Annotated in this window: 19 protein-coding genes; 6 read left to right on the top strand and 13 right to left on the bottom strand. The window is 63.8% G+C overall.

The genetic code is table 11. The annotated features are described in order from the left end of the window. Positions 1 to 86: 86 nt before the first annotated feature. The 5 genes from EHH60_RS15295 to EHH60_RS15270 all read right to left on the bottom strand — a co-directional run bounded on the left by EHH60_RS15295 (position 87) and on the right by EHH60_RS15270 (position 5,200). A complete protein-coding gene (locus EHH60_RS15295) occupies positions 87 to 953 on the bottom strand; it encodes a beta-keto acid cleavage family enzyme (RefSeq protein WP_124160283.1) in 867 nt (288 codons plus the stop codon). A 129-nt stretch (positions 954 to 1,082) separates the two neighbouring features. Further along, positions 1,083 to 1,883: an AraC family transcriptional regulator gene (locus tag EHH60_RS15290; RefSeq protein WP_124160282.1), complete on the bottom strand. Its 801-nt coding sequence runs from the start codon at positions 1,881 to 1,883 to the stop codon at positions 1,083 to 1,085. A gap of 209 nt (positions 1,884 to 2,092) precedes the next feature. After that, the gene (locus EHH60_RS15280; protein ID WP_124160281.1) at positions 2,093 to 2,749 is read right to left on the bottom strand and encodes a glutathione S-transferase family protein; all 657 of its coding nucleotides are present in this window, start codon (positions 2,747 to 2,749) and stop codon (positions 2,093 to 2,095) included. Then, a complete protein-coding gene (locus EHH60_RS15275) occupies positions 2,749 to 3,912 on the bottom strand; it encodes an acyl-CoA dehydrogenase family protein (protein ID WP_124160343.1) in 1,164 nt (387 codons plus the stop codon). The genes EHH60_RS15280 and EHH60_RS15275 overlap by 1 nt, the downstream gene beginning before the upstream one ends. Before the next feature lie 151 nt (positions 3,913 to 4,063). After that, entirely contained in the window at positions 4,064 to 5,200 is a 1,137-nt protein-coding gene (locus EHH60_RS15270; RefSeq protein WP_124160342.1) for an acyl-CoA dehydrogenase family protein, read from the bottom strand. Positions 5,201 to 5,464: 264 nt separating this feature from the next. Between EHH60_RS15270 and EHH60_RS15265 the strand changes: the two genes are divergently transcribed. Continuing rightward, positions 5,465 to 7,015 (top strand): acyl-CoA synthetase, encoded by a 1,551-nt coding sequence (locus tag EHH60_RS15265; RefSeq protein ID WP_199751482.1) that lies wholly within the window; start codon positions 5,465 to 5,467, stop codon positions 7,013 to 7,015. A 76-nt stretch (positions 7,016 to 7,091) separates the two neighbouring features. Continuing rightward, a complete protein-coding gene (locus EHH60_RS15260; RefSeq protein WP_124160279.1) occupies positions 7,092 to 8,315 on the top strand; it encodes an ABC transporter substrate-binding protein in 1,224 nt (407 codons plus the stop codon). Positions 8,316 to 8,387: 72 nt separating this feature from the next. Here EHH60_RS15260 and EHH60_RS15255 read toward each other — a convergent pair whose 3' ends face one another. Then, complete coding sequence (locus EHH60_RS15255) at positions 8,388 to 9,149, bottom strand: helix-turn-helix transcriptional regulator (RefSeq protein WP_199751493.1); 762 nt, start codon at positions 9,147 to 9,149, stop codon at positions 8,388 to 8,390. 187 nt (positions 9,150 to 9,336) lie between these two features. On the opposite strand from EHH60_RS15255, the gene EHH60_RS15250 reads away from it, so the two are divergent. The 4 genes from EHH60_RS15250 to EHH60_RS15235 all read left to right on the top strand — a co-directional run bounded on the left by EHH60_RS15250 (position 9,337) and on the right by EHH60_RS15235 (position 15,672). Then, positions 9,337 to 11,598, top strand: coding sequence for a marine proteobacterial sortase target protein (locus EHH60_RS15250; RefSeq protein WP_124160277.1), 2,262 nt, complete (start codon positions 9,337 to 9,339; stop codon positions 11,596 to 11,598). A 143-nt stretch (positions 11,599 to 11,741) separates the two neighbouring features. Next, positions 11,742 to 12,311: a class GN sortase gene (locus EHH60_RS15245; protein ID WP_124160276.1), complete on the top strand. Its 570-nt coding sequence runs from the start codon at positions 11,742 to 11,744 to the stop codon at positions 12,309 to 12,311. A 140-nt stretch (positions 12,312 to 12,451) separates the two neighbouring features. Next, positions 12,452 to 14,668 (top strand): acetate--CoA ligase family protein, encoded by a 2,217-nt coding sequence (locus EHH60_RS15240; protein ID WP_124160275.1) that lies wholly within the window; start codon positions 12,452 to 12,454, stop codon positions 14,666 to 14,668. A 182-nt stretch (positions 14,669 to 14,850) separates the two neighbouring features. Then, positions 14,851 to 15,672, top strand: a complete 822-nt coding sequence (locus EHH60_RS15235) for an MlaD family protein (protein ID WP_124160274.1) — start codon at positions 14,851 to 14,853, stop codon at positions 15,670 to 15,672. Between the two features lie 32 nt (positions 15,673 to 15,704). On the opposite strand, the gene EHH60_RS15230 is transcribed toward EHH60_RS15235, so the two are convergent. The 7 genes from EHH60_RS15230 to urtC form a co-directional block, all read right to left on the bottom strand. Continuing rightward, a complete protein-coding gene (locus tag EHH60_RS15230) occupies positions 15,705 to 16,808 on the bottom strand; it encodes an ISAs1 family transposase (RefSeq protein ID WP_124160273.1) in 1,104 nt (367 codons plus the stop codon). A gap of 131 nt (positions 16,809 to 16,939) precedes the next feature. Beyond that, complete coding sequence (locus EHH60_RS15225; RefSeq protein ID WP_124160272.1) at positions 16,940 to 17,980, bottom strand: aliphatic amidase; 1,041 nt, start codon at positions 17,978 to 17,980, stop codon at positions 16,940 to 16,942. 63 nt (positions 17,981 to 18,043) lie between these two features. Beyond that, positions 18,044 to 18,421: an FmdB family zinc ribbon protein gene (locus EHH60_RS15220; protein WP_124160271.1), complete on the bottom strand. Its 378-nt coding sequence runs from the start codon at positions 18,419 to 18,421 to the stop codon at positions 18,044 to 18,046. A gap of 92 nt (positions 18,422 to 18,513) precedes the next feature. Next, on the bottom strand, positions 18,514 to 19,743 hold the full coding sequence (gene fmdA, locus EHH60_RS15215; protein ID WP_028133835.1) for a formamidase: 1,230 nt from the start codon (positions 19,741 to 19,743) through the stop codon (positions 18,514 to 18,516). 28 nt (positions 19,744 to 19,771) lie between these two features. Then, a complete protein-coding gene (urtE, locus tag EHH60_RS15210) occupies positions 19,772 to 20,461 on the bottom strand; it encodes an urea ABC transporter ATP-binding subunit UrtE (protein ID WP_124160270.1) in 690 nt (229 codons plus the stop codon). An 11-nt stretch (positions 20,462 to 20,472) separates the two neighbouring features. Further along, on the bottom strand, positions 20,473 to 21,228 hold the full coding sequence (gene urtD / locus EHH60_RS15205; protein ID WP_124160269.1) for an urea ABC transporter ATP-binding protein UrtD: 756 nt from the start codon (positions 21,226 to 21,228) through the stop codon (positions 20,473 to 20,475). Positions 21,229 to 21,292: 64 nt separating this feature from the next. Next, complete coding sequence (urtC, locus tag EHH60_RS15200; RefSeq protein WP_199751481.1) at positions 21,293 to 22,432, bottom strand: urea ABC transporter permease subunit UrtC; 1,140 nt, start codon at positions 22,430 to 22,432, stop codon at positions 21,293 to 21,295. Between the last annotated feature and the right edge of the window lies 1 nt (position 22,433).

Below are 22,433 nucleotides of genomic sequence, written 5' to 3'. Positions count from 1 at the left end.
GAGCGAAGCGACGAAGCAATCCAGACTGCTTCCGCGGAGACTCTGGATTGCTTCGCTTCGCTCGCAATGACGGGTGAGGCGATACTTTACCGATTCGTCCCAAAGGTCTTCCGCGCCTCAGCCGGGCTTGCGATCTCGCGGCCTGCTCGCCTTGCGCAGGCGGCGACGGCCTCGATCAGCTGGCCGTTCGAGGTCACCTTCGTGCCGTCGGCGAGATAGAAGGTGTCCTCCAGCCCCGTGCGGAGATGACCGCCGAGCTCCGCGCAGCGCTGGTGCAGCGGCCAGATCTCCTCGCGGCCGATCGCGGTGACCTGCCAGTTCGCCTCGGGGCGCTTGAGCTTGATCAGGATCGGCAGCAGCTCGGGATCAGCAGGCATGCCGGAGGCGACACCCATCACGAAATTATACTCGAGCGGGCCGTTGTACATGCCGACCTGGCGATACATGCCGACGCAGCGGACGATACCGACATCGAAGCACTCGAACTCGGGGATGGTGCCGACCGCGTTCATGACGTCGAGATAGTCCTTCACCTTCTCGACGGCATTGTCGAACATCATCGGCGGCCAGGCCCAGGTGTTGTCGGCCTTTACTTTCAGGTAGTTCAGCGAGCCGGCGTTGCAGGCGGCGATCTCCGGCCTGGTCTCGCGGATGCAGTCGAGCGCGCCTGAGTAGTTCGGCCCTGACACGCCCGAGGTGTGGTTGATGATCACGCCAGGGCACGCTTCGCGGATCGCCTGCTGGATCTCCTTGCTGACAGCGACCTCCCAGGACGGCAGATGCCCCTTGTTCGGCGCCTGCTGGCGCAGATGGATATGCATGATGGACGCGCCGGCGTCGAACGCAGCCTTGGCCTCGCGCGCCATCTGCTCGGGCGTCACCGGCACGTTGTGCTGCTTCGGGTCGGTGAGCACGCCGTTCAGCGCGCAGGTGATGACGGCCTTGTCGGTCATGCCCGTAATGTCTCGCAGGTTGAGAATTCAACGCTTGCGATCATGTGACGCGCGACATGCTTCTTCTTGCGCGGAGAAGCTGCAAAAGCGAGCGCTTATAGGGTGAGTTGGCCGATGGCGTAACCCACCTTACGAAGCCTCGGCCAGCCGCACCGTCTCGGTGCTGCGATAGATCGCGAGGTCGCGCGAGCCGACGAAGATCGCGCGCGGCTTCAAGCCGTAGAAGCGGCGGATCGAATGGCTGAAATGGGTCGAGTCGGGATAGCCGATGTCCTGCGCGAGATGGGCGAGGTTGAGGTCCTGGTTGGCGAAGTGCAGCAGATGCCGCGCGCGCTTCCAGGCGCGGAAGGAGCGGAAGGAGATGCCGGTCTCCTCCTTGAACAGATGCAGGAAGCGCGATGCCGAGAGGCCCGCTTCCGCCGCACACGTATCCGCCGTCACCGGCTCGCCGGAGAAACGCCCGATGCGGGCGACGGCACGCATCACGCGCGGGTCGAGCACACGACGTGGCAGCGCCTCGCCAAAGCACATCTCGTCGAACTCGGCAGTGGTGATGTCGCCGTAGCGGCGCTGGCGCAGCAGCGTGTAGGCGGCCAGGATCTTGCGCGCATAGGCGGCCTTGTCCGGCCCCCGGAGCCGCTCGGCCAACGCCTCGATCGCGCCATCCGGCATGCTTTCCGGCTCCAGCGTCACGCTGATCACGGTGCGGTAGTCGCTGGCAATGGTGTGCCGCTGGTTCGGCAGGGTCACGATCAACTCGTCCGACGTATGAGCATCGTCGATCGTCAGATGCAGGCTGCCCTTCACCGCCACATAGACATGGCAGCAGCCGGGGGTCCGCTTGCGGGGCCGACCGAGCAGCCCGGCATAAAATACCCGCTCCGGCGTGATCAGCATCAGATGGTCGGATTCGCGACCTTTATCTTCCATTGGGGTCCTCCTCGCGCGGCTCTCTGGCCGCTGCGGACGAGGTCACCTTAGCGGAAATTTGGGCGCTGTCACGATAGGATAGCGCTGTCATGAAAAGGCGCCATCGTTCCGAGGCGGTCGGCAGGACCGAGCCTGGAACCTCGAGATTCTCAGGTGCGCAACGGCGCACCGGAGTTCGATGCTGCGCATCGCCCCGGAATGAGGGAAACTTACGCCCTCAGCCTCGCTGCAACGTTCTGCTCGGCGCCGGCCTTCTGTTCCGCAGCAACTGCGCGCTCGAAACCGTCGCGCTGCTGCAGGCGCGCCCAATAGGCTGCGACATTTGGCCCAAAATCCTTGGCAAGGCCGATGTTGCTCGCCAGGCGAAGCGCGTAGCCGATGACGATGTCAGCGGCGGTGAAGCGGCCTGCGCACAATGTTTCGGCATTCGCCGTCGCTGCCTCAACGGCGCGCAGTCTGCCCAAGAACCATTTTGCGTAATCGGTGGCGACTTGCGGGTTGCGGCGCTCCTCCGGCTCGAGCTGGGTGTATCGGAGCACCAGCGTCTGCGGAAAGGTTAACGTGGCGTCGCTGAAATACATCCAGTTCAGGAAGGCGCCATAGGCGGGATCCTCCGGTCCGACCATCAGCGGCGTCGGGCCGTATTTGATGCCGAGATAATGGCAGATGCCGGAGGATTCGGTCATCCTCGTTTCGCCGTCGACCATGAAGGGAATCGTGCCCAGCGGATTGACCGCAAGATATTCCTTGGCGAACACGCGCGGCGGGAACGGCAGCATCTTCAGCTCGTAGGCCAGCCCCATCTCCTCCAGCATCCAGAGCGGGCGAAACGAGCGCGCGGCGTCGCAGTGATAGAGCGTGATCATCAAGCACTCCCTTTGCTGCCGGGCAACGTGCCCATCATCTTGCACAGGACCATCAGCATGACCTCGTCGGCGCCGCCGCCGATCGAGGTCAGGCGGCTGTCGCGATAGGCGCGGCTGACCGGCGTCTCGTTGGTAAAGCCCATTCCGCCCCAATATTGCAAGCAGGCGTCGGTGAGCTCGCGGCCGAGCCGGCCGGCCTTCAGCTTGGCCATGGTCGCGAGCCGCGTCACGTCCTCGCCGGCGACCAGCTGCTCGCCGGCGCGATAGATCAGCGCGCGCAGCAGCTCGACCTCGGTCTGCATCTCCGCGAGCTTGAAGTGCACGACCTGGTTGTCGAGAATGCTCTGGCCGAAAGCTTTGCGATTGCGGGTGTACTCAACCGTCTGGTCGATGATGTATTCATGCGCCTTGAGACAGGCCGCCGCGCCCCACAGCCGCTCCTCCTGGAACTGGATCATCTGATAGGTGAAGCCCTTGCCCTCCTCGCCGATGCGGTTGCGCTTGGGCACGCGGACATTGTCGAAGAAGATCTGCGCGGTGTCGGACGAGCGCATGCCCATCTTGTCGAGCTTGCGCGCGACGGTGACGCCCTTGCTCTTCATGGGCACGCAGATCAGCGACTTGTTGCGGTGAACGGGCCCGTCGCCGGTGTTGGCGAGCAGGCAGATCCAGTCGGCCTGGGTGCCGTTGGTGATCCACATCTTGCCGCCATTGATGACGTAATCGTCGCCGTCGGAGCGCGCCTGGGTCTTGATCGAGGCGACATCGGAGCCCGCGCCGGGCTCGGAGACACCGATGCAGGCAACGTAATCTCCGGTAATCGAGGGCGCCAGAAATTCACGACGGACCTCGTCCGAGCCGAATCGCGCCAACGCGGGCGTCGCCATGTCCGTCTGCACTCCGATCGCCATCGGCACGCCGCCGCAGGTGATGGCCCCTAACTCCTCCGCCATCATCAACGCGTAGGAATAGTCGAGGCCGGAGCCGCCGAACTCGACCGGCTTGTTCAGCCCGAGAAAGCCGAGATTGCCCATCTTCTTGAACAGCTCGTGCGCCGGGAAGATGTCGGCTTTCTCCCATTCGTCGACATGGGGATTGATCTCGTTGGCGATGAATTTCTGCAGGGATCGGCGGATGTCGTCGTGGTCGGCGGTGAATAGCATGTCTCTCAGCCTCGTCATTCCGGGACGCGCCACTTGGCGCGGGCCCGGGATCCATAACCACGATCGTGAGTATGGATTCTCGGGTGCGCAGGGGCGCACCATAGCTCGCTCCGCTTCGCTCGCGCCCCGGAATGACGCGAGGAGAGAGCGCTCATAGACCCATCTGCCGCGACGCCAGATCCTTCATGATCTCCTCGGTGCCGCCGCCGATGGCGTTGACCTTGACCTCGCGGTAGATGCGCTCGGCCTTGATGCCGCGCATGAAGCCGGCGCCGCCGAAGATCTGCACGGCTTCGGAGGCGCAGAAGGCCATGGTCTGCGTCGCCTGGTTCTTCATCATGCAGATCTCGGCGACCGGGCTTTCGCCCTGCTCGAGCCGCCAGGCCAGCATCTCCAGCATCGCTTGCGAGGCCGCGACCTTCTGCGCCATGTCGACGAGCTTGTGGCGGATGACCTGGTGCTGCGCGAGCGGCTTGCCGAAGGTCTTGCGCTCCCTGGCGTAGGCGATCGCCTCGTCGAGGCAGACCCGGGCGAAGGCGGTGCAGCTCGCAGCCATGCCCATGCGCTCGCTGTTGAAGTTCTGCATGATGATCTTGAAGCCCTGGCCCTCCTCGCCGATCAGATTTTCGACCGGCACGCGGCATTCGTCGAAATGCAGGGTCGCGGTGTCCGAGGCCCACCAGCCCATCTTCTTCAGCTTGGTCCGCGACAGGCCCGGCGTCTCCCCCTCGATCAGGAGCAGGCTGACACCGCCGGCGCCCTCGCCGCCGGTCCGCACCGCGACCGTCAGATAGTCCGCACGCATGCCTGAGGTGATGAAGGTCTTCTCCCCGGTCACGACGTAGTGATCGCCCTCACGCCGCGCGCGGGTGCGCAGGTTCGCGACATCAGAGCCGCCGCCCGGCTCCGTGATCGCGAGCGCGGAGATCTTCTCGCCTGACAACACCTGCGGCAGCACACGCGCCTTCACCTCGGGCCGCGCCGCGCGCGCGATCGGCGGCGAGCCGATGGTGTGGCTCATCAGGCTGGCACTGACACCGCCGGCGCCCGCCCGCGCCAGCTCCTGGCTGGCCACGATCTTCATGAACTGGTCGGCGGCGATCCCGCCATATTCCTCGGGGAAGCCGAGGCCCAGGAGGCCGATCTCGGCGGCCTTGCGATAGAGCGCGCGCGGGAATTCACCGGCCTCGTCCCACTCATGGGCGAACGAGGTGATCTCCTTCTCGACGAAGCGGCGCATCACGTCGCGGAAGGCGTCATGCTCGGCGGTATAGAACGGGCTCTTCATTGCAGTCTCGCCCTGCTGGCGGATTCGCTCGGACACCATGGCCGGAACCTCGGCGGTTCACTTGCGCGGAGTGGCTGACTGGAGCCGACGCTCCGGGCAAGGCGGCAACCTAGCAACTCAACGCAAGACGATTTTCGCCGCTCACAGGCCAACTCTGGCTCAAAAAAAGTTGCTGCACAGACTCCGGCTGGCCCCAGGGCCACGCCGGGCATGGTGCACGGGCAGCAAGAAGAAGGGCGGCCCCGACCGCCGAGGGAGGAATTCTTGGCCGTTCGTTATTACGACTGGATCGCCCATCATGGCCGCCGCACACCGCACAAGGTTGCGGTGATCGACCTCGCGAGCGAGCGCCGCTTCAGCTACTCGCAGCTCGACGCCCGCGTCTCGCGCCTCGCCTCGCTCCTGCGCCACACGCTCAAGGTCTCGCGCGGCGACCGCGTCGCCGTGCTGGCGCTGAACACGACCGATACGCTTGAGGTGCAATTCGCGTGCGGGCGGTTAGGCGCCATCTTCGTGCCGCTGAACACCCGCCTCACCGTCCCCGAGCTCCAGTTCATCACTGCCGACTGTGCACCGAAGGTGATGATCCACGACACAGACTTGGCCGAAACGGCGCTCGCCGTCGCAAAGCTCTGCAACGTTGCGACCAGCCTGCTGCTCGGCCCGGGCGGCACTTATGAAGCCGGTGTCGCCGCAGCGAAGCCGCTCGACCGCGCCGAAGAAGTCACGCTCGATGACGTCTCGACCATCATGTACACGTCGGGCACGACGGGCCATCCCAAGGGCGCGACCATCACCCATGGCATGACCTTCTGGAATTGCGTCAATCTCGGCGGCCCCGCCTGCATCGGGCCGGCCTCGGTGCTGCTCACCGTGCTGCCGTTATTCCACACCGGCGGTCTGAATTGCTACACCAATCCGGTGCTGCATGCCGGCGGCACCGTGATGATCATGCGCGCCTTCGATCCCGGCACGGCGCTCGGCCTGATCAACGACCCCGCGCAGGGCATCAACGTGTTCTTCGGCGTGCCCGCGATCTACCAGTTCATGGCGCAGCACCCGGCCTTCGCGACGACCGATCTCAGCCGGCTGATCGTCGGCGGTGTCGGCGGCGCTCCGATGCCGGTGCCATTGTTGAAGGTCTGGGAAGCGCGCGGCGTCGCGCTTCAGCAGGGCTACGGCATGACCGAGACCTCACCGGCCGTGCTGGTGCTCGATCGCGAGGATGCCGCGCGCAAGGCCGGCTCCGCCGGCAAGCCGGTGCTGCACACGGAGGTGCGCATCGTGCGTCCCGACGGCAGCGAAGCCGATGTCGGCGAACTCGGCGAGCTCTGGGTCAAGGGCCCCAACATCACGCCGGGCTACTGGAACCGGCCGGAGGCGAACAAGACATCCTTCACCGACGGCTGGCTGCACACCGGCGATGCGACCCGCGTCGACGAGGAGGGCTTCTACTACATCGTCGATCGCTGGAAAGACATGTACATTTCCGGCGGCGAGAACGTCTACCCGGCCGAGGTCGAGAACGTGCTGCACCAGCTCGCCGCCATTTCGGAAGCCGCCGTGATCGGCATCCCTGATGCGCAATGGGGCGAGGTTGGCCTCGCCATCGTCGCCGTCAAGCCGGGACAGGAGCTCACGGAGACCGAGGTCTTCGCGCATTGCGCGGCCAATCTGGCGCGCTTCAAATGCCCGCGCCAAATCCGCTTCGTCGATGCGCTGCCACGCAACGCCACCGGCAAGATCCACAAACCGACCTTGCGCAAGGAATTCTCGGTGGCTTCCGAAGTCGACAAGAAGGTCGCCAATGCCTGACCAAAGCGCCCCTCGCGGGCGCTTTTCCTTTTTTTGAAGTGCCTGCCCTACCAACAAGAAACTCCAGGGAATTTCCATGAAGAACAAGAAAATCTCGTTACTCGCCGCCGCAGCAGCCCTGACCTTGCTTTCGGTTCAAGGCGCTTACGCGCAAAAGAAATACGACACGGGTGCCAGCGACACCGAGATCAAGATCGGCAACGTCGAGGCCTATTCGGGTCCCGCTTCCGCCTACGGCATCATTGGCAAGACCGAGGAGGCCTATTTCAAGATGATCAACGACCAGGGCGGCATCAACGGCCGCAAGATCAACTGGATCTCCTACGATGACGGCTACTCCCCGCCCAAGACCGTGGAGCAGGTCCGCAAGCTGATCGAGAGCGACGAGGTGTTTCTGGTCTTCAACTCGCTGGGCACGCCGACCCAGACCGCGGTGCAGAAATATCACAACGCCAAGAAGGTCCCGCAGCTCTTCCTCGCCACCGGCGCCAGCAAATGGAACGACCCGAAGGGTTTTCCCTGGACTATGGGCTTCCAGCCGAGCTACCGGGTTGAGGCGCGGATCTTCGCCAAGTACATCCTGCAGGCCAAGCCCGATGCCAAGGTCGCGATCTTCTATGCCAATGACGATTTCGGCAAGGACTACGTCGCCGGCATCAAGGAGATCTTTGGCGAAAAGGCCTCTTCGCTGATCGTCGCGGAGGAGAGCTACGAGACCTCCGAGCCGTCGATCGATTCCCACATCGTCAAGCTGAAGGGCACCGGCGCCAACGTCTTCGTCAACATCTCGACCCCGAAATTCGCGGCGCAGGCGATCAAGAAGATCGCCGAGCTCGAATGGAGGCCGATGCATGTGATGACCGACGTGTCGATCTCGATCGGCGCGGTGATGAAGCCTGCCGGGCTCGATGCGTCGGAAGGCGTGCTGTCGGCGAGCTATCTGAAGGACGCATCGGACCCGCAATGGAAGGACGACGAGGGCATGAAAAAGTTTCTCGCCTTCATCGACAAGTACATGCCGGGCGCCAACGTCTCCGACACCAACATCGTCTACGGCTATGCCGCCGCGCAGACCCTGGTTCAGACATTGAAGCAGTGTGGGGACAACCTGACGCGGGAGAACGTGATGAAGCAGGCCGCGAACCTGAAGGATTTTGCGCCCGACACATTGATCCCCGGCATCAAGATCAACACCGGCGCCAACGACTTCGCGCCGATCGAGCAGCTCAAGATGATCCGCTTCAAGGCTGGTCAGTGGGAGCTGTTCGGCGACATCATCAGCGCCGAAACCGGGGGCTAGCCGGCATCCAGCTGAACCCAGATAGCGGCCGAAAGGCCGCTATCGCTTTGTGTGAACGAGGTCGAAGCAGGGCTATGCCGGCAGGAAAAGCGCAAAGGGCTCTTCCACCGTGCGGCGCAGATGCTTTCGATACAAGGCGTAGTTACCGTCCTCGGGCGCAACCCGCCCCAGGGACGGCTTCGGAATATTCACGAGCGGCACATAGGCGATGGGTGCAGCGATCGGCGTCAGCTGCGAGCCGGGGCCGGCACGGAGCGTCGAGATGATGCCGTACATCTCGCCGGAAACCGTCGGTCGCGACACCGTGATCACGCGATGCTGGCCGTGCTTGATGATGACGAGATAGATGAAGCCGGACTGATGGGGTACGGCAACCTCGCCGGTGTGTTCATAGGCTGCGTCGGTCCGCTCGCCCTCGCGAAAGACCAGCGCTGAGACCTTTGGCTCCCAGACGATCTCGGTGCGATAGGCAAAGATTGCGTCCTTGTCGCCGAAGGACGGGCGCAGGGTGATGTAGACGTCCTCGAGCCAGGTCACCGCGCGATGAGCATAGGAGCCGAGGCTGTCGGGCGCGACGTCGTTTGCGGCCGGAGGCGTCACCACGATGGCACTTTTGCGCAAGGAGACGCCTAGCGCCTGCTCGAGCCGGACCGTCGTCGCCAGCGTGAATGGCCGGCGGCCGCCGAGCACCTTCTCCAACGTCGACAGGCTCAGCTTCGCCTGCTCGGCCAGGGCTTGCCGGGAGATCCGGCGTCTGGCCAGCTCTTCGCGAATGGTCTCCGCGATCTCGCGGCTCTGCTCGTCCGAAAGCTGCTTGTCAGCCTGCATTTGCATCATCAACCCTGCCCTGGAAGTGCCATTCTAGCAGGGCGGACAAACCAGCACAAAACCGCACATGGCCGCCCGGCGGCGGCCTGCCCCGGGCTGGCCGCGGCGGAACATTGCCGATCATTCTGCTCGCGAATTCAGCCTCTCCAGGCCGATCCTGAGGACCAGCCAACAGCCATCGGGAGCAGGCCAAATGGATACCTACGACACAGCCGACAGCGACGAACACCCCGTACTGGGCCGGCTGATCAAGCTCGGATTATTCCTTCTCGCGCAGGGCGTCGCGGTGATGCTGGTGGCCTTCGTGGCCCTGCTGGTGAGCTTCGGGACGGGTTGGTCGGCAACGGCCGAGCAGGCCAGCCTCCTCCAACCTGGCGAGGCACGGTCGGGCAGCCTGCTCCTGAAGGAAGACGGCGTCACCACCGAGGCAATCCGTCTCGGCACCGACATCGACATCACCGTATCGGGCCCGACGCTACGCGCCCGCGTCACGCAACTGTTCCGCAATCCGACCAAGGACTGGGTCGCGGCCACCTATGTCTATCCGCTCGCAACCAATGGTGCCGTCGACACGCTCAAGATGGTGGTCGGCGACCATGTCATCGTTGGTGACATCAAGGAGCGGCAGCAAGCCCGCGTGATCTACGAGCAGGCGCGAAGCGCCGGCCATAAGGTCGCGCTCACTGAGCAGGAGCGGCCGAACGTCTTCACCAACTCGGTCGCCAATATCGGTCCTGGCGAGACCGTGCTGGTGCAGATCGAGTACCAGGAGCCGGTACATCAGGCCGGCGACGAATATTCGCTCCGCGTGCCGCTGGTGGTCGCCCCGCGCTACAATCCGGCGCCGATCGTGCAGAGCGTCGACTTCCGCAAGGACGGCTCCGGCTGGGGCGCAATGACGACTGATCCGGTTCCGGATCGCGACCACATCTCGCCGCCTGTGCTGGATCCCGCCAGAAATGCGCCGGTCAACCCGACCAGCATCACAGTGCGGCTGAAGGCCGGCTTTGCGCTGGGCGAGGTCAGGAGCCACCAACATAACGTCAAGGTCGAGAGTCCGGACAACACGACGCGTATTGTCACGCTCGCTGATGGCGCTGTCCCCGCCGACCGTGATTTCGAGCTGACCTGGAAGCCGGCCGCCGGGATGGCGCCGTCGGTCGGCCTGTTCCGCGAGCATGTCGGGGATGCCGATTATCTCCTTGCCTTCGTCACTCCGCCCAGCGCCGAGCAGGCAACGCAGAAGCCGCTGCCCCGCGAGGTCGTGTTCGTGATCGACAATTCGGGCTCGATGGGCGGCACCTCCATCGTTCAGGCCAAGGCGAGCCTGCTCTATGCGCTCGGCCGCCTCCAGCCGAATGACCGCTTCAACGTGATCCGCTTCGATGACACCATGGACGTGCTGTTTCCAGCCTCGGTGCCGGCCGATGCCGCGCATGTCGGCGAGGCGACCTCGTTCGTCAGCGCTTTGCAGGCGAGGGGCGGCACCGAGATGGTGCCGGCGATGCGCGCTGCGCTCTCCGACAAGATCAGTGACAGCAGCATGGTCCGTCAGGTCGTGTTCCTAACCGACGGCGCCATCGGCAACGAGCAGCAATTGTTCGAGACGATCACGGCAATGCGCGGCCGTTCGCGCGTGTTCATGGTCGGCATCGGCTCCGCGCCCAACACCTACCTGATGACGCGCGCCGCCGAGCTCGGCCGGGGCGCCTTCACCCATATCGGATCGGTTGAGCAGGTCGAGGAGCGCATGCGCGGCCTGTTCGCCAAGCTGGAGAATCCGGCCGTGACCGGCCTCACCGCGAGATTTTCCGACGCCAGGGCCGACATCACCCCGGCGATCATTCCGGACGTCTATCGTGACGAGCCGCTGGTGCTGGCGGCGAGGCTCGACAAGCTCGCGGGCTCCCTCGAAATCAAGGGACGCGTCGGCGATCGACCGTGGTCGGTGACGCTGCCGCTGCAAAGCGCCGCTGAAGGCAAGGGCCTCTCAAAGCTCTGGGCCAAGCGCAAGATCGGCGACGCCGAAGTGGCGCGCACCATGCGCGAGATGTCGCCCGAGGAATCCGACAAGGCGATTCTGGCGCTGGCGCTCGATCATCAGATCGTCACCCGGGTGACCAGCCTCGTCGCGGTCGACAGGACGCCGAGCCGGCCCGAAGGCGAGCCGCTCAAGCTCAGCGACCTGCCGATCAATCTTCCGGCCGGCTGGGATTTCGAGAGGGTGTTCGGCGAGCGGCCGCAGGTGCCGACGCAGTTGCGCGAACGTCATGCCGATGCGCGCAACCAGTCGGAGCTGAGGCGGCCGACGCCTGCCGCGCCCGATGCGATCCGCCTGCCCAAGACTGCAACCTCGGCCGAGCTGAAGATGATCGCGGGCCTGGCCCTGCTCGTGCTCGCCCTGATCCTGTTCGTGCTCAACCGGCGTCGGCGCTTGCTCACTGATGCCGCTTGAGAGAGGAGCCCCGAACTCCTCTGTTAGCGCGCGGCTGCCCGTCCCTACAAATGGCCGCGCGCGCGCAGCAAAGCAATCCAGCCTGCCTCCGCGGAAAGTCTCTGGATTGCTTCGCTTCGCTCGCAATGACGGGTGTGGACACAATGCACCGCCTCATCTCCCCTCTGGTCCTGGCACTCGTCGGCCTCATCCTGTTCGGAGACGGCGTCTACATCCATGCCAAGGGCTGGCTGGCGCAGGTGCTGCTGGAGCGGGCGTTCGACCGAAGCATTGCGACGGGACAGGCGGTGAAGCCGTGGTCCTGGGCCGACACCTGGCCGGTCGCGCGGATCGAGGTCAAGCGGATCGGCGCCAGCGCCATCGTGCTGGAAGGCGCGAGCGGACAGGCGCTTGCTTTCGGACCCGGCCATCTCCAGCACACGGCCGATGCGGGCCAACGCGGGATAGCCGTCTATGCCGCCCATCGCGACACTCATTTCCGCTTTTTGCGGGATGTTGCCATTGGCGACGTCATCGACATCACACGTAGCGACGGTCGACATTTTCGCTATCGCGCGGATTCCTCGGCCGTGGTCCGCTTCGATGCATCGGGCATCGACGCCATGACACGGGGTTTCGAGCTTGTTCTCGCGACCTGCTGGCCATTCGACGCCGTCACCTCCGGCCCCGAGCGCTACATCCTGCATGCAACATTGATTGGAGGCGACAGATAGATCGCTCGCCGAGTCGACGACATGTACCGGCGTCGCTCATTCCACCGCGCGGCATACCACCGGCATGGTTGCCACTCCGAAGGAGTCGCCATAGAACGGAGTGACGCTCAACCAAGAAGAACAACAGGTGAGATCACTCCATGGAAGCCCAGGTGTCTGCTGCGTCCGCATTTCGTCCATGGTCTCCGCCGCCCGATGCCAGCGACATCGTCAAGGGCGTCCACGCCATGCTGCACCCGCGCAACATCGTGCTGGTGGGTGCGACCGACAAGCCCGGCAATTATGCCGAGCGCATCTGGAACAATCTCGTGAAATACGGTTACGAGGGCGGCCTCTATCCGGTCAACGCCAAGCGCGACGCCATTTGGGGCGTCCCGTGCTACAAGGATTTTGCGAGCCTTCCCGAAAAGCCCGATCACGTTCTGGTGCTTGTGCCCGCGCGCTTCGCCGTGCAGGTGATCCGCGACGCCGCCGCGGCCGGCGCGCGTTCGGCCACCATCGTCACCTCGGGATTCAGCGAGTTGCAGGATGAAGAAAGCCAGAGGCTTGCCGCCGAACTGCAGGCGGCCGTGCGCGAGACGTGCCTTGCCGTCACCGGCCCGAACTGCCTCGGCAATTTGAGCGCCGGCGAAAAGCTCTTCACCAACATCGACGATCGAATCGTCACCATGGAACAGGGCGCGGTGGCGATCGCCGGGCAATCCGGCGCCATCGTCATGGCGATCCGCCAGGCGCTGGAGGATCGGGGTGTCGGTGTCGGCTATATGGTGACCACCGGCAACGAGGCCGGCCTCGAGACGCCGGACCTGATGCGCTATTTCGCCGAGGACCCGAGCATCAAGGCGATCGTCGTCTACCTCGAAGGCGTGCGCAACACCAAGGCGTTTCGCGATGCGTGCAAGGCGGCGCGCGCCGCGAGCAAGCCCGTGATCGCGCTCAAGCTCGGCGCATCCGAGGGCGGCCGCGCCGCGGCGATGGCGCATACCGGAGCGCTCGCTGGCTCGATCGAAACGTTCGACGCGATCGCAACGCGTGAAGGCGTGATCCGGGTCGGCGGGCTCGACGAACTGATCGAAACCACCGAATGCTTCGTTCACGCTGCCGTACCCAAGGGCGACCGGCTTGCCGCCGTCACGCTGTCGGGCGGCAAGCGCGGCATGCTGATCGACGCCTTCGACGCCGCGGGACTGAACTTCGCGCCGCTGAGCCCGCATGTCAGCTCGGAGCTGGCGAAGATGCTCGGTCCCGGCTCGATCGTCGGCAATCCGCTCGACGCCGGCTTTGCCGCGGTCGTCGATCCCTCCGTCTATATGAAGTCGATCAAGCTGATGATCGACGACCCGGATATCGACATCGTCATCGTCGATGCCGAACTGCCGAAGGCACCGCACGAGCTGCGCGAGCGCAACTTGCGCATCGTCAACGAGATGGCAGGCCAGGCCGGCAAGCCGGTGATCTATATCAGCGCGATGTCGATCGGCTTCACCGAGTACACCAAGGACTTGCGCAAGTCGCTGCCGCATCTTGCGGTCATGCAGGGCATGGACCGTGCGGTGACCGCGATCAAGTCGCTGCTCGACTACGCGAAGCTGCGCAAAGAGGTGCCCGACATCGTCTCGAGCTCGAAGCCCGCCGCCCGCGCCATGCTGGAGAAGACATTGAGATCGGCGACTGGTGCCGCGCTCGACGAGGTCGCCTCGAAGAAGCTCCTCAAGGCTTACGGCATCCCGATCTCGAAGGAGGCGATCGCGCAGACGGCGGCCGAAGCGGTGAAGATTGCGAAGCAGATCGGCTTTCCGGTCGTGGCAAAGGTCGTCAGCGCAGAGATCCTGCACAAGTCCGACATCGGCGGCGTGGTGCTGAATCTCAGCAACGCGGCCGAGGTGAAGAAGGCGTTCGCCGACATCACCGCGCGGGTCAGCAAGCTGAAGGGAAAGCCGAAGCTCGACGGCATCCTGATCGCACAGCAGGTCAAGGCCGATCTCGAGCTCGTGGTCGGCGCCTCGCTCGATGCCGAGATGGGGCCGGTCGTGCTGTTCGGCACCGGCGGCATCGACATCGAGTTGATGAAGGACGTCGCCCTCGCCGGCGCGCCGCTGGACGAGGCCGAGGCCCGTGCTTTGATCGGCCGCACCAAGGCGGGCATCAAGATGCGCGGCTATCGCGGCAAGCCGGCCCTGCACGAGGCCTCGGCGGTGAAGGCGCTGGTCGGCCTCTCCAACCTGATCGCGGATGCCGGCAACCGGATCGCCTCGATCGACATCAACCCGTTCCTGATCAACCCCAGGACGGGCGTGGCCGTCGATGCGCTGATCGTGTTGAACAATGCCGCGGCAAAGCGCGCGGCCGAACATTGAGGATGTCGTAGGGCGGATTGGCGGCAGTGCAATCTGCCAATTCGGTGCATCCACGTGCGAGGCGTTGGCGGGTTACGCTTCCGCCTTCGCTCTTCGAGCTTCGGCGGACAAGTCGTTAACCCGTCTCAGTTAGCATCGCGGCCTGCTTCCAACCATCCCGCTTTGGCCCTAAACTCAGCCCCATGGCGCGCGCGAGCAATCTTGTGATCGGAACGGCAACGCTGGCGGCGATCGCCGTGGCGTTCGGCGGCCTGCTCGGCGTGCAGAAATGGCGCACCATCCAGAGTCGCAGCCAGTTGCGCGTGGTATTCGAGGGTGGTTCCGCCAGCGGGCTGCGCCGCGGCGGCCCGGTCAATTTCGACGGCGTGCCCGCTGGCCAGATCCTGTCGATCAAGCTCGACAACCCCCGCAGGATCGTGGCGCTGGTGATGCTCGACAACACAGCGCCGATCCGCAAGGACACCGTGGCAGGCATCGAGTTCCAGGGCCTCACCGGCATTGCCGCGATCTCGCTGATCGGCGGCGCTCCCTCTGCGCCGCCGGTGCCGCTGGACAGGGACGGCATTCCCGTGCTGACGGCCGATCTCAGCGACGCCGAATCCATCGTCGAAACCCTGCACAGCGTCGACCGCACCATCGTGAACAACGCGCCTGCGATCAAGGAAGGCCTGCGCACGTTCGAGAGCCACACTGCCGACCTCAGGAGCAAGGGCGCGGAGATCGATTCGGCCATGGTCAAGGTCGACAGCGCCTTTGCGGGATTCGACAAGGCGGTCGCGAAGATCGAGGGCGCGGTGCCAGGCTTCGTCGATGGCAAGGCCAACGAGCTGCTCGAGAAGATCAAGGGACTGCACGAGCTTGCCGGCATCATGCAGAAGAAGTCGGCGACCTACCTCGAAGACATCCGCCGGTCGTTGCTCGACGTCAGCGAGGCCGCCAACAAGATGAGTGGGACACCCGCGCCTCCGCGTCCACCGCGCAGGCCCACGGAGCAGAAGCGGTAGTGCTCTTTCTTACCCTCCCCCGCAAGGCAGGGCTATCGCATGTGGCTGATGAGCTGAAGAAGGAAGGCATCTTCCCAGCCGGCGCGCTTGACCTTTTGGCGCATGGAGATGCGGGCGGGGTGGGCGCGAATGAGATTGATCGCGTTCCGCCGCAGGGTCGCAAAGTTCTCTGGACCGTTGTTGGTTCTGGTTCGGCAGGCATCCTCGCCGAAGACGACGTCGAGCACCCAGTGCAACTGGTTCTCGATACGCCAATGGCTGCGGACGACCTGCAAAAATCGCTTTGCAGGCATGTACTTGGACAACACGTAATACCGCACGGCCGGTTTGCCTGCGGGTTTGCCATGCAGCCGTCGGCGCGAGGTGATGCGACCGATAGCCGCCACTCCGGGAAAGCGGTTTGCGATCCCCAGGCTGCTGTTGCGCATGACTGTAGCACGCCTGGATTCGGATCGATCGTGGGTGCTCGGCTCGAGCTGTTGCGCCACGCCGCGCTTGCCCGAGCGGCCAAAGCAGCGCTCGACCTCCGCAAACAATTTGCTTTGATTCTCCTTGAGGGCCAGCACGTAGTGGGCGCCGCGTGCGAGCACCTTGTTGGCGAAGGGGCGATTGCAATGCAGGGCGTCGGCGGTAACGATGCAGCCTTCGAGCGAGAGCATCTGCAATGCCTCCAGTGCCCCTTGGGCCTCGTTGCGGCCCGGCGCCATACGCGAAGCAAGCGCCATGCGCGCTTCGGTGGCGAAGACATTGACCATGTGCAGCGGCGTAGCGCTGCGACCTCGCTCGTAGGCTCCTCGCATCGCCTTGCCATCGACCGCCACCACACCGGTGAGCTTGATCCCATTGGCCTCGGCGAAGGCTGCCATAAAGCATCGGAAGGCTTGCTCGAAAGCCCCCGGATCGAGCGCGTTGAGCACGCGGCTGAACGTGTCGTGACTGGGAACTCCATGCTCCAGTCGAAGGAATTGCCGCAACAGCTCTTCTTTGGAAGACGCGAACACCTCCATGTCCGTCGCCGCCTGTCCGCCGCACAGGATCGTGGCCAGCGCAATGACGATGATGTCCAGCAAATCGTGCAGCGCGTTGGGCGCGCGTGGGTCGGGCATCGTGCTGAAAATGTTGCGGATCTTGTGCATAGGGCCCCCTCTGCGAATCGGGAGTCCCCTTCAGAATCGATATCGTCAGCTCGCGCAATGCCGTCCGCAAATCCACATGCGATTCCCCTGCCCTAGAGGGCAGGGGAGGGTAACGCGGAACCTGCAACGGCTCAGTAATTGCTGGCCGCCGCTCCATTCGGGATCCCCTCGATCGGGCATTCGTCCGTACCCGGGGTCGAGCGGGTCATCGCTTCTACCATATCGCGCGTGCCTTCGGGGTCCTTGATCCAGTTCTTGTAGAAATCATACGGGCACGCCGCGACGCCGCGCGGGCTGTCGCCGGAATTGATCATGCCGGTGTAGCCGCGGTGGACCAGCTTGTAGAGATGGTTCTGCGACTGGCCGTTGCGGCGCGCATCGCGGATCAGATGTTTCGACAGCTGGGCGTATTGGACGCCGTAATCCTCCTCGCCGCACTCGCCCAGGGTGCGGCCATCGAAGCCGATGATCGCGGAGTGGCCGAAATAGGAATAGACACCGTCGAAGCCGGCGGCATTGGCGACCGCGACATAGACGTTGTTGGCCCACGCCATTGCCTTCGAAATCAGAACCTGCTGCTCTTTGGCCGGATACATGTAGCCCTGGCAGCGCACGATCAGCTCGGCGCCCTTCATGGCGCAGTCACGCCAGATCTCGGGATAGTTGCCATCATCGCAGATGATCAGGCTGACCTTGAGGCCTTTCGGCCCTTCGGAGACGTAGGTGCAATTGCCGGGATACCAGCCCTCGATCGGCACCCAGGGCATGATCTTGCGGTACTTCTGCACGATCTCGCCCTTGTCGTTCATCAGGATCAGGGTGTTGTAGGGTGCCTTGTGCGGATGCTCCTCGTGGCGCTCGCCAGTGAGCGAGAACACGCCCCAAACCTTGGCCTTGCGGCAGGCCTCGGCGAAGATCGCGGTTTCGTCGCCCGGCACCATGGAAGCCGTCTCGTACATCTCCTTGGAATCGTACATGATGCCGTGGGTGGAATACTCGGGAAAGATCACGAGGTCCATGCCGGGGAGGCCGAGCTTCATGCCAACGACCATGTCGGCGATCTTGCGGGCGTTATCGAGCACCTCGGCCTTGGTATGCAGCCGGGGCATCTTGTAGTTGACCACTGCAACGCCGACCGTGTCGTTGCTGCTTGAGATATCGCCGTGAAGCATGTCGATCGCTCCTGTACTTGACTCGTTGGTCCGGGTCGCTCGCCGATCAGGCGATCGCGTGGGTTAGTGACTGATCATCCAGGGCCGCGCCGTCGGAAAGCCCTTGGCGCCGCTCCTGGTCTTGTTCATCAGACGCGCCGGCTTTTTCCTGTCCGTCGCACTCTTGTCCTTCACGGTCTTGCCCGAGGAGCAGCAGCCGCAGCCGGGGCCGTGCGAGGCCTTGTACTGTGCGAGCGTCTGCGGCGCGTGTGAGCTGCGCTCGTTGACGGCGTGCGCCTTGCGCTTGTCCGCCGGCATGCAGAAGAAGTTCGGCGCGGTCAGGATGACGCGGGGCGCCAGCGTCTCGCAGTGCGGGCAGCTTTGCGGATCGTCGCATTCCGCCATGGGGCGAAGGTCCTTGAATGGACCGCAGTCGTCACAGAGATATTCGTAGACTGGCATCGCATCGTCCCCACGCTGTAGTTTGTTCAACTTACCTGGCGGCGGATGCGAGACGGCAAGCAGACGCCGTCCCGCATTCCGTCGCACATGGATTACTTGTCCGGCGAGATCGGCATCTGGATATCGCCGGTAATGTGCTTGATGGGGCCGGCCGCCGACGGCATCACGTCGAAGTCGAAGATCTCGGTCGGCAGCCACAGCGTGGCGCAGGCGTTGGGCACGTCGACGACGCCGGAGATGTGGCCCTGGCACGGCGCGGTGCCGAGGATCGAATAGGCCTGGGCGCCGGAATAGCCGAACTTCTTCAGATACTCGATGGCGTTGAGGCAGGCCTGGCGATAGGCGATGTGGACGTCGAGATAGTGCTGCTTGCCGGCTTCATCCACCGAGATGCCTTCGAAGATCAGATAATCCTTGTAGTTGGGCGTGATCGGCGACGGCTTGAAGATCGGGTTCTTGATGCCGTATTTCGACATGCCGTCCTTGATCACCTCGACCTTCAGGTGCAGCCAGCCGGCCATCTCGATGGCGCCGCAGAAGGTGATCTCGCCGTCGCCCTGGCTGAAGTGCAGATCGCCCATCGAAAGACCGGCGCCGGGCACGTAGACCGGGAAGTAGATCTTGGAGCCGCGCGAGAGATCCTTGATGTCGCAATTGCCGCCATGCTCGCGAGGCGGCACGGTGCGCGCGCCCTCCGCGCCGATCTTGGCTTTCACATCGCCCTTGGCGCGGCCGCCATGGGCGGTCGGTGCAAAGGGCGGGTTTGCAAGGCCGGGCACGCGGGTCGGATTGGTCGAGATCAGCTCGGCCTCGCGCTTGTTCCAGGTGTCCAGCATCTTCGGATCGGGCAGGCAGCCGATCAGGCCGGGATGGATGAGACCTGCAAAGTTGACGCCGGGCACGTGACGCGACGAGGTGTAGAGACCCTTGATGTCCCAGATCGACTTCTGCGCCAGCGGGAAGTGGTCGGTGAGGAAGCCGCCGCCGTTCTGCTTGGAGAAGAAGCCGTTGAAGCCCCACAGGCTCTCTTTGAGCGGGCCGACGTCGAGCAGGTCGACGACGAGGAGATCGCCGGGCTCGGCGCCCTTGACGCCGATCGGGCCGGACAGGAAGTGCACGATCGACAGATCGATGTCGCGCACGTCGTCGGCGGAGTCGTTGTTCTTGATGAAGCCGCCGGTCCAGTCATAGGTCTCGATGATGAAATCGTCGCCGGGATTGACCCAGGCCACGATCGGGATGTCGGGATGCCAGCGGTTGTGCACCATGTCGTTTTCATAGGCCGACTTGGTGAGATCGACCTTGATCAGTGTCTCTGGCATCGAGAGGCTCCCCTTTGACTACGGTTGGTTAGACGGACAGATATTTCGAGACCTGCGCGGCATCGACGGCATCGCGCGGATCATCGCGCACGATCTCGCCGTTCTCGATCACCAGCACGCGGTCGGCGATGTCGAGCGCGAAGCTCAGCACCTGTTCGGAGACGACGATCGAAAGGCCCTTCTCGTCGCGGATGCGCTTGAGGGTACGCGCCATCTCCTTGATGATGGACGGCTGGATGCCTTCGGTCGGCTCGTCCAGCAGCAGCACTTTCGGCTTGGTCGCGAGCGCGCGGGCGATGGCGAGCTGCTGCTGCTGGCCGCCGGACAGGTTGCCGCCGCGGCGGCCTTTCATCTCCAGCAGCACCGGAAACAATTCGTAGATATCGCGGGGCACCTCGGAACCGCCGGAGACGACGAGTCCGGTCTCGATGTTCTCCTTCACCGTCATGGTGGAGAAGATCATGCGGCCCTGCGGCACATAGGCGAGCCCCTTGGCGACGCGCTCGTAGCTCTTGAGGCTGCCGAGCTCAGCGCCGTCCATGGTCACCGAGCCGCTTTTGGCCGGCAGGATCCCCATCAGCGACTTCATCAGGGTGGTCTTGCCCATGCCGTTGCGACCCATGATCGCGACGATCTCGTTGGGCGCGACCTTGACGTTGAGGCCATGCAGCACCTCGCTCTGGCCGTAGGCGACGTGGAGATCCGAAATAGCCAGCATCAGCGTGCTCCTTAGTGACCGAGGTACACTTCGATGACCTTGGGATCGTTCTTCACCTTCTCCATGGCGCCTTCCGAAAGGATCTGGCCCTGGTGCAGCACGGTGACTTTGTGTGCGATGTCCTCGACGAATTTCATGTCGTGCTCGATCACCAGCACCGAACGGTTCTTGATGATGCGGTTGAGCAGTTCGGCAGTCTTGACGCGCTCGGACACGCTCATGCCGGCGACGGGCTCGTCGAGCATCAGCAGGTCCGGGTCCTGGATCAGCAGCATGCCGATCTCGAGCCACTGCTTCTGGCCGTGGCTGAGCTCGTCGGCATAGGTGTTGAGCTTGTCCTTGAGGAAGATCATCTCCGCGACGTCCTCGACCCGGTCCTTGACGAGTTGATCGCGCTGAAAGGTCAGCGAGCCGAACACGGTGCGGCCGCGGGGAAACGAGATCTCGAGGTTCTCGAACACGGTGAGATCCTCGAACACCGACGGCGTCTGGAATTTGCGCCCGACGCCGGTCTGCACGATCTCGTTCTCCTTCATCTTCGTGAGCTCCTTGCCACGAAACTGGATCGAGCCCGACGTCGCCTTGGTCTTGCCGCAGATCAGGTCGAGCACCGTGGTCTTGCCGGCGCCGTTGGGACCGATGATGACGCGAATCTCGTTCTCCTCGATGTAGAAGGAGAGGTCGTTGACCGCCTTGAACCCGTCGAACGAGACGGTCAGGCCTGAAACCGCGAGCAGGAATTCCTTGGGCTGATGACCGACGAGCATGATCTATCTCCTTACCGCCAGCGTGGCATCGGCATCGTGATGACCGACGAGCATGATCGCCTCCTCACTCTGCCGGTGCGCCGTCGGCGACCGAATTGCCGTTCCAGCCCGACTTCGGCTTGCGTGCGAACAGCCGGTCGATGCGCGGCTGCACGTAATCGGCCCAGAGTCCGGACAGGCCGTTCGGGAAGGCAAGCACGACCGCGATGAACAGAGCGCCGAGGCTGAACAGCCAGAGCTGCGGAAAGGATTCCGACAGGCTCGTCTTTGCGAAATTCACCAGGATGGCGCCCCAGATCGCGCCGAAAATCGACGTCCGCCCGCCAACGGCTGTGTAGATCACCATCTCGATCGACGGCACGATGCCGACGAAGGACGGCGACATGAAACCGACATTGAGCGCGAACATGGCGCCGCCGATCGCGGCGAAGATCGCGGCCATGCAGAAGGCGAAGATCTTGAAATTGGCGACGCTGTAGCCGGAGAAGCGGACGCGGTCTTCCTGCTCGCGCATCGCAACCAGGATGCGACCGAGCTTGGTCAGGCGGATGAACTGCGCGATGCCGATGCAGGTGAACAGCAGCACCACCTCGACGAAGTACAGGATGATCTTGGCGTGGTCGGGCCGGATGTCCCAACCCTTGAGCGTGCGCAAGTCAGTCATGCCGTTGATGCCGCCGGTGTAGCCCTGCTGCCCGACGATCAGGATGGTCAGGATGGCGGCGACCGCCTGGGTGATGATCGCGAAGTAGGTGCCGCCGACGCGGCGCTTGAACATCGCGGTGCCGATGATCAGCGCGAACAGGCCGGGGACGAAGATGATGGCGAGAATGGTGAAGGTGAGGCTGTGAAACGGCTGCCAGAACAGCGGCAGTGACGTGATCTGATTCCAGTCCATGAAATCAGGAATGCCGGGCGTCGACTGGATCTTCGTGTTCTCGACGCTCGAGGCCTCGAGCTTGAGGAACATCGCCATGCAGTAGCCGCCGAGGCCGAAGAACACGCCCTGCCCCAGGCTCAGGATGCCGCCATAGCCCCAGCACAGTACGAGGCCGAGCGCAACGAAGGCGTAGGTCAGGTACTTCGCGACGAGATTGAGGCGGAACACATCGAGCGACAGCGGCAGGATCACGAACAGCACGGCGGCGAGGACGATAAAGCCCGTGAGTTCGGAACGATTGAAGAAGCGTGAGTTGATGATCATG

The sequence above is a fragment of the Bradyrhizobium sp. RP6 genome (assembly GCF_003837805.1).
Lineage (GTDB): Bacteria > Pseudomonadota > Alphaproteobacteria > Rhizobiales > Xanthobacteraceae > Bradyrhizobium.
Note: the sequence above shows the minus strand (reverse complement) of the source record. Positions and strands in the feature narration are given on the sequence as shown.

What these genes read in the sequence shown, in the direction of transcription:
- EHH60_RS15225 (WP_124160272.1), bottom strand. Translation starts at nt 17,980, where the DNA reads ATGCTTCACGGCGATATCTCAAGCAGCAACGACACGGTCGGCGTTGCA.
- EHH60_RS15275 (WP_124160343.1), bottom strand. Translation starts at nt 3,912, where the DNA reads ATGCTATTCACCGCCGACCACGACGACATCCGCCGATCCCTGCAGAAA.
- urtD (WP_124160269.1), bottom strand. Translation starts at nt 21,228, where the DNA reads ATGCTCGTCGGTCATCAGCCCAAGGAATTCCTGCTCGCGGTTTCAGGC.
- EHH60_RS15235 (WP_124160274.1), top strand. Translation starts at nt 14,851, where the DNA reads ATGGCGCGCGCGAGCAATCTTGTGATCGGAACGGCAACGCTGGCGGCG.
- EHH60_RS15240 (WP_124160275.1), top strand. Translation starts at nt 12,452, where the DNA reads ATGGAAGCCCAGGTGTCTGCTGCGTCCGCATTTCGTCCATGGTCTCCG.
- urtE (WP_124160270.1), bottom strand. Translation starts at nt 20,461, where the DNA reads ATGCTGGCTATTTCGGATCTCCACGTCGCCTACGGCCAGAGCGAGGTG.
- EHH60_RS15260 (WP_124160279.1), top strand. Translation starts at nt 7,092, where the DNA reads ATGAAGAACAAGAAAATCTCGTTACTCGCCGCCGCAGCAGCCCTGACC.
- EHH60_RS15245 (WP_124160276.1), top strand. Translation starts at nt 11,742, where the DNA reads ATGCACCGCCTCATCTCCCCTCTGGTCCTGGCACTCGTCGGCCTCATC.
- EHH60_RS15220 (WP_124160271.1), bottom strand. Translation starts at nt 18,421, where the DNA reads ATGCCAGTCTACGAATATCTCTGTGACGACTGCGGTCCATTCAAGGAC.
- EHH60_RS15280 (WP_124160281.1), bottom strand. Translation starts at nt 2,749, where the DNA reads ATGATCACGCTCTATCACTGCGACGCCGCGCGCTCGTTTCGCCCGCTC.
- EHH60_RS15270 (WP_124160342.1), bottom strand. Translation starts at nt 5,200, where the DNA reads ATGAAGAGCCCGTTCTATACCGCCGAGCATGACGCCTTCCGCGACGTG.
- fmdA (WP_028133835.1), bottom strand. Translation starts at nt 19,743, where the DNA reads ATGCCAGAGACACTGATCAAGGTCGATCTCACCAAGTCGGCCTATGAA.
- EHH60_RS15255 (WP_199751493.1), bottom strand. Translation starts at nt 9,149, where the DNA reads ATGCAAATGCAGGCTGACAAGCAGCTTTCGGACGAGCAGAGCCGCGAG.
- EHH60_RS15250 (WP_124160277.1), top strand. Translation starts at nt 9,337, where the DNA reads ATGGATACCTACGACACAGCCGACAGCGACGAACACCCCGTACTGGGC.
- EHH60_RS15230 (WP_124160273.1), bottom strand. Translation starts at nt 16,808, where the DNA reads ATGCACAAGATCCGCAACATTTTCAGCACGATGCCCGACCCACGCGCG.
- EHH60_RS15295 (WP_124160283.1), bottom strand. Translation starts at nt 953, where the DNA reads ATGACCGACAAGGCCGTCATCACCTGCGCGCTGAACGGCGTGCTCACC.
- EHH60_RS15290 (WP_124160282.1), bottom strand. Translation starts at nt 1,883, where the DNA reads ATGGAAGATAAAGGTCGCGAATCCGACCATCTGATGCTGATCACGCCG.
- urtC (WP_199751481.1), bottom strand. Translation starts at nt 22,432, where the DNA reads ATGATCATCAACTCACGCTTCTTCAATCGTTCCGAACTCACGGGCTTT.